The sequence below is a fragment of the Nonomuraea sp. NPDC049655 genome (assembly GCF_044465465.1).
Lineage (GTDB): Bacteria > Actinomycetota > Actinomycetes > Streptosporangiales > Streptosporangiaceae > Nonomuraea.
The window spans coordinates 85,179-94,573 of record NZ_JBITLS010000022.1; the positions used below are offsets into that span (position 1 = coordinate 85,179).

The following is a 9,395-nucleotide window of genomic DNA, read 5'->3' on the forward strand; positions in this document are numbered from 1 at the left end:
GTCTACACTGGTAGGCCGTGCCGACGTAGCTCAATCGGCAGAGCATCTGTCTTGTAAACAGAAGGTCAGGGGTTCGATTCCCCTCGTCGGCTCTGCAACAGGAAGCCCCTGAACAGGCGTTATGCCGTCAGGGGCTTCCTTGTTTGTCAGGACAATAGCGCGATCTTGCTAACACTCTTGCTAACGGGGGGTCTCGTGGCCTCGGAAGAGCGCTCAGGCACATGGACCTACGCCCCTGAGGGCGGAGCTGCGTACGTCAACCTGCGAGGTTCTATCGCTCAGGGTGGGATCGCGAGGACGGTCACGATGGATGAAGCGATGGTCAACTTGGACCTCGATGTCGATGGGCGTGTGATCTGCACCGAGGTCCTTGCTGAGTGGATCGAACAATGAAAAGAGGCCCTCCCGAAGACGGAGAGCCCTCTCTGTACGTGACATAAGGCCGTGCTTCTGAGTGCTTCGGCGAAGACGTCTGCGGCAGTCGCCGCTTGCTGGTGATGACGGGCGCGTAGACCCGGAGCGTGATGGCGGGATCGGCGTGGCCGAGGCGGCCCGCCACGACGTGGACCGCCGCCACGACGTGGACGGGGACGCCGGCCAGGAGCAGGGGCGCGGCGTGGACGTGGCGGAGGTCGTGCAGGCGCGCATGCGGGAGTTGAGCCTTCGGATTCTGCTCGTTGTGGGTCTTGATGAGCTTGGGCATCAAGGAACTGGGTGTGTCGAGGTACAGCGGATCTCCCCAGCCGGTGGTGAAGACGTATGCGCCGCCGCCCTTCCAGGATTCGCCTAGGCGGGCGTTCCTCGTCCTGGCGGGCGCGGTGGGCCTTGAGGACCTTGACCGTGCCGAGGCCGAGAGACGCCACGCGGGAACGTCCGCTCTTGGTGCCTTCGGCTCGCTGGTGGTCGATCACTGCTGCGGTGCCGGTGATGTGGATCTGCGGCATATCGAGGTCGACGTCTGTCCAGCGGAGGTTGAGCAGTTCCCGCGTCGCGCGCCGGTGTAGGCGGCCAGGTACAAGAAGGCGTACAGGCGATGCTCTTGTGTGGTGGCGAGGAACGCGCGGAGCTGGGCCGGGGGCCAGCTGGATGCGGTCGCCAGCCATGACACCATCACCCAGCTGATTGCCGCGATCCGCCGGGTAGCCCGCCAGGCTCGCGGCGCGAACGCACCTATTGCGGCACACTGCCACGCCCACGACTACATCGTCCCAGGCAAGCCGGAGATCGCCTGGGACGATGAGGAGGCCAAGAACGCCCTGGTGAGCGAGCTGGTCACCGACGCCTTAAGGAAGGTCTACCTCGTGGCCGAGGGCTGGACCTCGTCGACCTCGCCGATGATGAATACCGTCCCTTCAGCCCCAGGTGGCAAGCAGCCCTTGGGGACGATGACTCCTTGCGGCGGATTGGCGCGCCAGGTGGACCCGCCACCTCCCGCTCGGAATCTGTCGCCCTCCACGATCACTCCCACGCCCGGCACAGTGACCCCTCGTTTCCCCTTGACTCGAATAGGATCAGTACCGTTGGGCCAAATGGGCATCGCTTCTGTCCCGGTGCCGGAAGCGGGACTCAGCCTGAGACAGCGGCTCTTCGCGTCGAAGGTCAGCACTCCGGAGAACTCGGCCTTCATCGACACGCTGGAGCCATGGACGAGGATGAAGGGATCATCCCCTTCGACGCGAACGCCCGTACTCGCGCAGCCGGTGATGAAGAAGATGGACAGGGCGACCCTTAACAGGTGGGGCACGTCCATACACTCCAATTGGTCCCGAGACCATCCGCGTCGTTCACGCGGTCTGTCGGCACCCAGTAGTCGACCGTCCATGTGCTGAATCGCCATCCGCCGGCGGAGAGGATCCCCCAGGCGCGGTTTCCATAGTACAGCGGCCCGCCGCTGTCACCCTTGACGCTTATCTCATCGGTCTCGATGTTGCCGCGATACTGCTTGCCGTCATCCATCCAGTCGGTGATGTCGACATTAGTGTCGGTGATGTTGTCACAGGAGGCCCCGCTATTCCTGCCGAATTTACAGACGGGCTGTCCGATGACCGGCGACGTCCCTACGTCATGAGCGTAGCGCGCGAGATTCCAATCATAGTAGAATGTGCGCGTCTGCGTCATGGACGTGGTTGAACTCTTGTCGTACCGGGCCATGTCGTAGTTCTGGGATCTGTACCAGCGCGACAGTGTGGTGGTGTCGTCCGCCTGGGTCGGATGGTTTCGATAGGTGAAGTACTGCTCAAGGTCAGCACAGTGCCGGGCGGTCAGGCTGGCCTTCGCGCCGGTCGATGAATTGATGACATTGAATCCATTGGTACAGATGAAGGAGGAGCCATCAAGCAGGCCGCCGCCGCGAATGTATTTGTCCTTAAGTGTGATGTTTGGCCTGTCGACCACCTTGATGGTGATATGGATGCGGTCGTTCACGGGAGCCGGCGGCTGTAGGGCGGATTCCGCCTGGGCGCGCATAGTCGCGTTGGTCGCCTTGTCCTTGAGGGATAGTTCGAAGGTGATCTCGCCGGTCTCCGCATTGTGCTTGGCGATGGCCGATGCTACCTTGCCGGTTTGGCGAAGCCGCTGGTAGGCGGCATCCTTGACCGCCTGGAGCTCCTTCTCTGAGAATCCTCGGTTCGGGAAGAGTTTTACCTGGACAGGCAGATTGCCGACAATGTCGGCGGCCCTCTTCGGAATCTCTCCCTTGAATCCGATCCGAACGCCGCGCCCTTCATCGACAATGGCTATATCGGCGACATCGTCGGAGAGCTCCGAGCGTAGTTGGGCAGCGATGGAGTTGATTTTCGGAGTCCATGCATAGCGATCGATCGCTTCTTTGAAGGAAATCTTCTTGCTGTCGGCCAGGCGATTCAGGTCGATCAGCTCGGCGAAGGGAATGCCATCCACCTTGATCGTTGGATCGGGTACCGGCCCGTCCGGCATAGCGCCCTGGGCGGACGGGTTGCTGGCGACCACGTGTGATGCATAGGCGTCAAGTGCGCTCTTCAGCGAAACCCCCTTCTGCTCAGCCTCTCTGGCGAGTCTGTCGAGGGTCGGGTATTGCTGGCCTGATTGAATGCCTGACGTGATGACGAGCGGGTCGCTTTCCAATGACTCGGCATTCGCAGCAGCGGACTGGATGCCGATCACTGACATTGCAAGTGTGGCGGCGATGCTTAAACCGCGTTTCATCCGTATCTCCTGGGAGATGGATCACTATAAGTGATCATTTCAAATGATCTTTACTTCTGGTCACCTCCAAGTCAACACTCCAAAGTGTCCAGTACCGGTCATGCTTGGCGCTTGCGACCATAAGAGGGGGAATGCTAGATGGTGCGAGCTTGCCCAGCGCGTCTGCTGCTGCCGCGCCGCAGCAGCTCAGTGAGGGCACCAGGGCTCTGGAAGGCGGCGCAAATTCGCAGGAGACATTTCGCTGCCTGGTTCAAGGCGTGATCTCATCCGGACACCCACCCGGTATCCCGGTGTCGTTCGCTATCGGCCGTTCTGGGAGTTCATGACCCATGAGATCGGCAAGGCGCATCCTTGAATTTATCCTTACCTGCCCGAGCCTCTCTGAGGTCGTGCCATGGGGTGATGATCCACCCGTCCTGCATTGGTTTGTGCTGACTGACGGCTGGTATTGGATCGAGGAGGACGTCGGAGCCGGTCTTGATGGCCTTCGGGAGCCCTGCCGGGCCGCTCTGAACTGGCGCGCGACCCACGTTCTGGACAACCGTGCGTACGGGGGGCGAAGCGATTGCGGAGCTCTGGTCAGGCCCCCGTCGACGGGACCGGATCTCCGCGTTGACGCGGGGAGGTCTATGCGAACGGGGCCAGGTACGGGCGGTCCTTCATCGAGTCGTGGATGCGGCGCAGCCATGGTTGCCGAACCGCCGTCAGGCGCTCCAGTGCGTTGAAGAATGCGCGCCCATCGGGACGGAACAGCGTGTGTGGCAGCAGCGCGGGCGGGTCGTCGCGGCGGACGGCGGCAGGCATCCCGCGCGCCGCGGGCATGAGCCGTCGATCGTCGTCGAAGGCCAGGTACGTCCACACGTCCGCAGCGAGCGGCACCACCGTTTCCGCGTCGCACGGCCATACCTCACCGGTCTGGGGGTGCTTCGGCACCAGGGCGAGGTCCGTGATCGGGGTGGACAGGCCGGGGCCGGCCAGGACGAGGTGTCGTTCCGGCGGCCCGGGAGGGAGGAGGACGTCGATCGTCCGGCGAAACGTCTCCGCGACGAGCCCCTCAGGGACGGACACCCGCCAGCCGCCCGAAACCACCACCAAATGTGCCAGGGCCACCGCGATTGCGGCCTCCCACTGGGGGCTCCAGAAACCAAGCGGATCAACGGGCGGCGTGCTCGGCAGTTCCGTCCAGTCCATCACGCGTTGGACGGGGCCGGCGACGGCGACGGGACGCACGGCGTCCGGTTCCAGCCACACCACCTGCCAGAACCCGCAGTCGTCGACGCGGGTCGCCACCGGGCAGCCGCACCCGGCGCAGGCCAGGTTGGGACCGTACTGGCCGTCCCAGCCGCAACAGCAGCCGCCCAACCGGTCCGGGATGAAGACGGTTCCGCGGACGTCGCCCGGCGCGATCCCGATCCTGTCCGGAGGGCCCGTGATGCAGTACATCATCTGCCGGACGCCGTGATCTTCCGGTTCGGGCGTCAAGGGAGCCCTTGCTCGGCCATCCCCAGGGTCCACGACGTATGTTCCCGGCTCCAGCAGACCGGGGAGCAGGTCATGGCCGTACTTCTGGCCGGAGTGGTCGGGGAGCGCCACCCGCGCCACCCGCGCGGTCAACACGGCGCCGCACGACGCACAGGAGAAGACGACCAAACAGCCTCCCTTGCCGCATACAAGGCGATCATGGTGGCACAACATCCCGCCTCGCGGGGAAACGTGGGCACATGACCACCGACAAGCGGCGCCATGGGGACGACTCGGCTTCGACGTGCCGGCGTCAGGACTTGGTCGCAGGTGGGAGGACGCCCCATCTGAACGTGGAGCTCTTCAGCAGGTGCTCCGTCGTCCTGATGCCGGTCAGGTGCTCGACGAGCAGGAAGGCGGGGCCTTCGTAGAGCCGGGGACGCGACGGGTAGAGCCTGTCGATCTCCTCCATCGTGTCCAGGAGTTCGGCGGGCGTTTCCGTCAGGAAGCCGTCGTCGCCGCCCCAGCCGAATCTGATCTCGCCGTCCTCGCACCAGTAGAAGTAGTCGAGGCCCTTGACGCCGAGTGCTGCCTGGGAGACGAGACGGGTGCCCGTGGACAGCTCGGTGATCAGGTCTTCGCAGGTGCCGAGCCAGTCGGGCTCGGAGACGAACGTCCAGTCGCCGATGGAGGTGACGCCGACAGGGGCCCCGGGGTTCGGGTCTTCGAGGAAAGGGCCCGGCGTGAAGTCCTCCCAGCGGCCGCCGAGGCGCGCGACCACCTGTTCGGGCGTGGCACGCACAAAGATGAAGCTGTAGCACTCCTCGGCGTATTCGCCGCGCAGCCAGGAGACATCGGGGGGTTGCAAGGACATGCCGTCATGCTGGCAGTCGGCACCGACAGGAACGGCTCTGTCGTCGGGAGGCGGCCGACGGTGGGCGTCGCGCGGAAGCGTCCGTAGGCGAGCCGAACGTCGGTCAGCATCCCTGCCCGGGGACGGCGGCCAGATCCATGACCATGTATCGCTTGCGGGCGTCGTCCCGCCAGAACAGTCCCGCCAGAACAACAGCGGGCTGCCGGAGAGGGAACAGCCGACCTGAACGGTCACCTCGCCTTCGGCCGGCTTGCCCGCTTTCGGCCGGAGCGCGGCGGACCGGTCGGCGCAGCGGTCGTAGATCACGCTGCCGTTCTCCAACGTCCCGACACGGGCTGTGGACATGGAGGAACCCTCGCCGATGACCTTCGGCGGATAGAAGAACCCGAACCTGTCGTGGAAGAGGTGCCGTCGACCTTTTCGGCGGAGCGTTTCTCGCCGGTGACGAGGTTGGTGACGGTGTTCCTGCCGTCGTGCGTCCAAGGCCAGGTGGAGACGTGGCCGGAGCCCATCAGGGCCGGAGTTCCGCCGGTGAGGGGGACGCGGTGGACGGAGCCTCCCCTGTCGTCCACCAGACGATCTGGTCGCCCGCGATCTCCAGGCGGTACATCCGACCGTCCCGGCCCCCGGGCCGGTCGGGGTCGGGCGCGACGAGGGCCACGAAACGGATGTGACCGCCGGTGATCGGCATCGTCCACAGTTGCAACTCGGGGCTCGTGCGGTCCGGACGGCGGACTGCGGCGATCCACACGATCTGCGAATCGCTGACGGTCACGTTCTCGATCCGGTGATGGCGTGCCGCGCTCTCGGGGATGGTCCCCAAGAGTTCGTGCCTGCCGGTCCGCCGGTCCTAGTTCACCAGGATCGGCCGGTGCTCGTTCGGGTCGGCCATCAGCACCTCGTGCCTGCTGAGCATCGCCAGTGGACGAACGTCGCGGGTGTCGCTGAACCAGCGTGGCACCGAGAAGAACGCCTCGGGCCAGACGTCCTCGGCCGCAGGCAAGTCCGGTACCGGAGGAGGGGCAGCCGGTCGTGACGCCGATTGCGAGACATGTGTCGAGCAACCGCCTGTGCCGGCGGTGAGCAGAGCCCCCAATGCGGTAATCAGCAGCCTCGAATATGCGGAACGTCTCACCTCTTCTCAGACGTCGGGGTCGAAAAGTGAGTTCCCGTTCGTGGGCCGTGAAAGGTGCGTCGATGAACGCGGGAGATGTCACCGAAACGACCGTCGGGGGAGCGCTGGGTAACTGATTCCCCGTGAGGGCCGACATACATTTACAGGAGTTCGCAGGCATGGGCGGGGTCATCGATCAGCCGGGCGAGGAACAATTTCAGCTCACCGTCTGCGCCCCGTCGGCTCTCGCGGAGCAACTCGAACAGCGTCCCTTTCTCATGGGCCGGCCCTGGCTCTTCGTCGCCGGGCTTCGTCCGGAGAAAGTCACCGAGTGGCTGAGCGAACGGATCGCCGTACTGGAGGCTCCGGCCTGGCAGAGCAGATCGGCGGGGCTGCGGCGGCAGCCCCGCCTCGGCGTGCGGGCGGCGGGCCGGTGACGCCGGGCCCTGTGCCAGGTGGTCAGAAGGGGCCGGGCCCTGTGCCAGGTGGTCAGAAGGGGCCGGGCTCCGGGTAGCCGGCCTTGATGACGGCCCTGCGGGTCTTCGGGGTGAGCTTCTTCTCGTTGATGACCTTGCCGGCCGCCGGTGCGGTGATCTGCACCTTGGCGCCCCAGCCCGAGAAGCTGGTGTCGGTGTGGAAGGCCATCTGACCGTAGTCGTCCTCGTCCGACGACGGGGTCGAGTCGACGACTGTGCGGGTGAGCAGGTTGTTCTTGTCGAAGTACAGGTGGAACTCGACGCTGCCTTCACCGGCTGCCTTGTTGTGCCGGTAGGCGGCGAGGGTGGAGGTGCCCTGGTATTCGCCGGGCGCCACCTCGGAGGAGTGATCCAGCATGAACTTCAGGTCGGCCGGGGTGGCGCCCATGTCGAGGATGGAGTTCTCGCGCTCACTGGTCCGCGAGCCGATCCAGGAGCGGCCGGCGGGCAACGCCTTGGCGATGCCGGGGTTGGTCACGTAGGCGTTTCTGCCTTCGGCGACGACCCGGTAGGGAGGTTCGAACTCCTTCTGGCGGGACGACATACGGACGCGGAGGTCGGCTGCCGCCACCTTGCCCTTTCCGAACGCCAGCGTGCCGGTGGTGCGGGTCTTCACCTCCACCTGCATGGCCTGGCCGTCGACGGTGAAATCGAGGGTGATGCTGCTTAATTCGGTGATCTTCACGCCCTTGCCTGGTAGTAGTTGGGCCTTCAGGGCTTTCACCGCGTCCGCGGGAGCGGCCTGCGCGGTTGCCGGAGATGCGGCCTGAGCGGGCAAGGCTGCCGCGCACACGACTGCGGCCGTGGTCGCGAGGCCCGCGAAGAGAAGCTTCATCAGTGTCCTTCATTTCGTGGATATAGCAGGGAAAAGAGTAAGAGAGGGGTGTCGGGCGGACGGACGATATCTCGTAACGATCGGGTGCCGACTGGTGTTTCGAGGATGGAAAAGGAGCGGCCCTCGCGTCCGCTCTCGTCATGTGCGGAGGATTCCTTGGGTGTGAGGGACAGGGCATGGGGAGCGATTGCCGTTGTACTGGCTCTGGGAACGGTTTATGCGACCAGCGTTCCCGGCTGGCATTTCATGTGGTTGATGGCCATCGGCGCCGGCTGGGTGTTGTTCGGGGTTCTTGGCTTGTCATGCTCGGTGGCGCTCTGCTCCGGAGGGACCGGGCGGTCGAGTTACGCCGTCACTGGCGGTTCTGGGTCGTGCCGCCCTTGGCCGCGGCTCTGGCAGGGGCACTGGTCTACGTCGGTGCGCCGGTCAGGGTGCGGTTCGAGTTGTCGCGGGGCAGTCTTGAGCACCTCGCGCAGACGGTGTCAGACGGGACGCCGCCCGAGGCGGGGCGATGGATCGGGCTTTATCCCGTCAAGTACCTGGTAGCCTCCCGCGGAGCCGTCGGGTTCATGATCGAGGACGCGGGATTCTTCGGCAGTTACGGATTCGCCTGGAGCTCGAACGGTGAGCCCGACATCGACGCGCCGGGTTCCTACCGCCACTTCGACGGACGCTGGTACGTCTGGAGCGACGACTGAGGCCCACCCGGGGGATCAGGCGCGTCGCCAGGCCAGGAGGCCGTCGGGGGCGGCGGCCCGGACGTAACCCGCGCCCACGAGTTCGTCCCGCAGGACCTCCCAGGCGGGACGGTAGGCGTGCCCGACGAGTTCTTCCTCGCTGAGCACTTCGTCGCCCCGGGTGATCCGGTAGAGGTAGCGGCACGTGGCGCGTTCGTCGTCCGACTCGATGATCTCGGACGAGACCGTGTACGTGTGGCGGCCCACCCGGCGGGAGTCCAGGTGCCGCATGGGACGCGGCTTCGGCGGACCGCCGTCGCGCCAGGTGAGCACGAGAAGCCCGCCGGGCTCCAGCCGGTCGGCCAGGACGGGCCAGAGCCGCCTGCGGTAACCGGGCTCCAGGGCGTACAACACGTTGATCATCAGCATGGCCTCGACCGGCTCGTCGAGGGCGAGGCCCATGGCGTCGCAGGGCAGCACGGTGACCCGTTCGAGCAGGTCGGGCCGTTCGGCCAGGCGGGAGAGCAGGATCGCCCGCATCGTGGTCGAGGGTTCCAGCGCGAAGATCTCGGCGGGCGTCCACTCGGCCAGGGACGTGGTGATCAGGCCGGTTCCTGCGCCCACCTCCAGGACGCTGCGGCGAACCCCGGCCAGGAGGGACGGCAACTTCTCGCGCACGCCCGGTACGTGGCTGTGCACCGCGAGCAGGTCGTAGAAGACGGGAGAGATGTAGTCGGCCATGAGCGGCCACCGTAGTCCAGCCGGTGTGACGTCC

At 65.4% G+C, this 9,395-nt stretch carries 12 protein-coding genes, 1 tRNA gene and 1 pseudogene; 6 read left to right on the forward strand and 8 right to left on the reverse strand.

Going from position 1 to position 9,395, the window contains the following annotated elements:
• Positions 1-19: 19 nt before the first annotated feature.
• The 3 genes and pseudogenes from ACIBQ6_RS47685 to ACIBQ6_RS47695 all read left to right on the forward strand — a co-directional run.
• A tRNA-Thr gene (locus ACIBQ6_RS47685) sits at positions 20-92 on the forward strand.
• A 597-nt stretch (positions 93-689) separates the two neighbouring features.
• A complete protein-coding gene (locus ACIBQ6_RS47690) occupies positions 690-1,004 on the forward strand; it encodes a hypothetical protein (protein ID WP_397219221.1) in 315 nt (104 codons plus the stop codon).
• Between the two features lie 81 nt (positions 1,005-1,085).
• Positions 1,086-1,289: pseudogene (locus tag ACIBQ6_RS47695) on the forward strand (IS5/IS1182 family transposase); the annotation flags it as partial.
• Between the two features lie 5 nt (positions 1,290-1,294).
• Here the strand turns inward: ACIBQ6_RS47695 and ACIBQ6_RS47700 are convergent.
• Together ACIBQ6_RS47700 and ACIBQ6_RS47705 are read right to left on the reverse strand one after the other, a co-directional pair.
• The gene (locus ACIBQ6_RS47700) at positions 1,295-1,750 is read right to left on the reverse strand and encodes a hypothetical protein (protein ID WP_397219236.1); all 456 of its coding nucleotides are present in this window, start codon (positions 1,748-1,750) and stop codon (positions 1,295-1,297) included.
• Positions 1,729-3,183 carry a S1 family peptidase gene (locus tag ACIBQ6_RS47705; protein ID WP_358289269.1) on the reverse strand — a complete coding sequence of 485 codons (1,455 nt, stop codon included), beginning with the start codon at positions 3,181-3,183 and terminating at the stop codon, positions 1,729-1,731. Before ACIBQ6_RS47705 ends, ACIBQ6_RS47700 begins: the two co-directional genes overlap by 22 nt.
• 329 nt (positions 3,184-3,512) lie before the next feature.
• Between ACIBQ6_RS47705 and ACIBQ6_RS47710 the strand changes: the two genes are divergently transcribed.
• Positions 3,513-3,908 carry a DUF5984 family protein gene (locus ACIBQ6_RS47710; protein WP_397219222.1) on the forward strand — a complete coding sequence of 132 codons (396 nt, stop codon included), beginning with the start codon at positions 3,513-3,515 and terminating at the stop codon, positions 3,906-3,908.
• Here ACIBQ6_RS47710 and ACIBQ6_RS47715 read toward each other — a convergent pair.
• The 4 genes from ACIBQ6_RS47715 to ACIBQ6_RS47730 form a co-directional block, all read right to left on the reverse strand.
• Positions 3,811-4,833, reverse strand: a complete 1,023-nt coding sequence (locus ACIBQ6_RS47715; protein WP_397219223.1) for a hypothetical protein — start codon at positions 4,831-4,833, stop codon at positions 3,811-3,813. The genes ACIBQ6_RS47710 and ACIBQ6_RS47715 overlap by 98 nt on opposite strands.
• A gap of 124 nt (positions 4,834-4,957) precedes the next feature.
• Complete coding sequence (locus ACIBQ6_RS47720; RefSeq protein WP_397219224.1) at positions 4,958-5,518, reverse strand: DUF6461 domain-containing protein; 561 nt, start codon at positions 5,516-5,518, stop codon at positions 4,958-4,960.
• 511 nt (positions 5,519-6,029) lie between these two features.
• Positions 6,030-6,293: a hypothetical protein gene (locus ACIBQ6_RS47725; RefSeq protein ID WP_397219226.1), complete on the reverse strand. Its 264-nt coding sequence runs from the start codon at positions 6,291-6,293 to the stop codon at positions 6,030-6,032.
• Positions 6,294-6,368: 75 nt separating this feature from the next.
• Positions 6,369-6,521: a hypothetical protein gene (locus ACIBQ6_RS47730; protein WP_397219227.1), complete on the reverse strand. Its 153-nt coding sequence runs from the start codon at positions 6,519-6,521 to the stop codon at positions 6,369-6,371.
• A 290-nt stretch (positions 6,522-6,811) separates the two neighbouring features.
• Here ACIBQ6_RS47730 and ACIBQ6_RS47735 point away from each other — a divergent pair, with 290 nt between their 5' ends.
• The gene (locus ACIBQ6_RS47735; RefSeq protein WP_397219228.1) at positions 6,812-7,069 is read left to right on the forward strand and encodes an Imm8 family immunity protein; all 258 of its coding nucleotides are present in this window, start codon (positions 6,812-6,814) and stop codon (positions 7,067-7,069) included.
• Between the two features lie 52 nt (positions 7,070-7,121).
• Here the strand turns inward: ACIBQ6_RS47735 and ACIBQ6_RS47740 are convergent, their stop codons facing one another.
• Positions 7,122-7,943, reverse strand: a complete 822-nt coding sequence (locus tag ACIBQ6_RS47740) for a hypothetical protein (protein WP_397219229.1) — start codon at positions 7,941-7,943, stop codon at positions 7,122-7,124.
• A 380-nt stretch (positions 7,944-8,323) separates the two neighbouring features.
• Between ACIBQ6_RS47740 and ACIBQ6_RS47745 the strand changes: the two genes are divergently transcribed.
• The gene (locus ACIBQ6_RS47745; protein WP_397219230.1) at positions 8,324-8,641 is read left to right on the forward strand and encodes a hypothetical protein; all 318 of its coding nucleotides are present in this window, start codon (positions 8,324-8,326) and stop codon (positions 8,639-8,641) included.
• Positions 8,642-8,656: 15 nt separating this feature from the next.
• On the opposite strand, the gene ACIBQ6_RS47750 is transcribed toward ACIBQ6_RS47745, so the two are convergent.
• Positions 8,657-9,361: a class I SAM-dependent methyltransferase gene (locus ACIBQ6_RS47750; RefSeq protein ID WP_397219231.1), complete on the reverse strand. Its 705-nt coding sequence runs from the start codon at positions 9,359-9,361 to the stop codon at positions 8,657-8,659.
• Positions 9,362-9,395 lie beyond the last annotated feature (34 nt).

Coding starts and splice junctions, on each gene's coding strand:
- ACIBQ6_RS47740 (WP_397219229.1), bottom strand. CDS start 7,943: ATGAAGCTTCTCTTCGCGGGCCTCGCGACCACGGCCGCAGTCGTGTGC.
- ACIBQ6_RS47720 (WP_397219224.1), bottom strand. CDS start 5,518: ATGTCCTTGCAACCCCCCGATGTCTCCTGGCTGCGCGGCGAATACGCC.
- ACIBQ6_RS47735 (WP_397219228.1), top strand. CDS start 6,812: ATGGGCGGGGTCATCGATCAGCCGGGCGAGGAACAATTTCAGCTCACC.
- ACIBQ6_RS47750 (WP_397219231.1), bottom strand. CDS start 9,361: ATGGCCGACTACATCTCTCCCGTCTTCTACGACCTGCTCGCGGTGCAC.
- ACIBQ6_RS47690 (WP_397219221.1), top strand. CDS start 690: ATGAGCTTGGGCATCAAGGAACTGGGTGTGTCGAGGTACAGCGGATCT.
- ACIBQ6_RS47700 (WP_397219236.1), bottom strand. CDS start 1,750: ATGGACGTGCCCCACCTGTTAAGGGTCGCCCTGTCCATCTTCTTCATC.
- ACIBQ6_RS47705 (WP_358289269.1), bottom strand. CDS start 3,183: ATGAAACGCGGTTTAAGCATCGCCGCCACACTTGCAATGTCAGTGATC.
- ACIBQ6_RS47710 (WP_397219222.1), top strand. CDS start 3,513: ATGAGATCGGCAAGGCGCATCCTTGAATTTATCCTTACCTGCCCGAGC.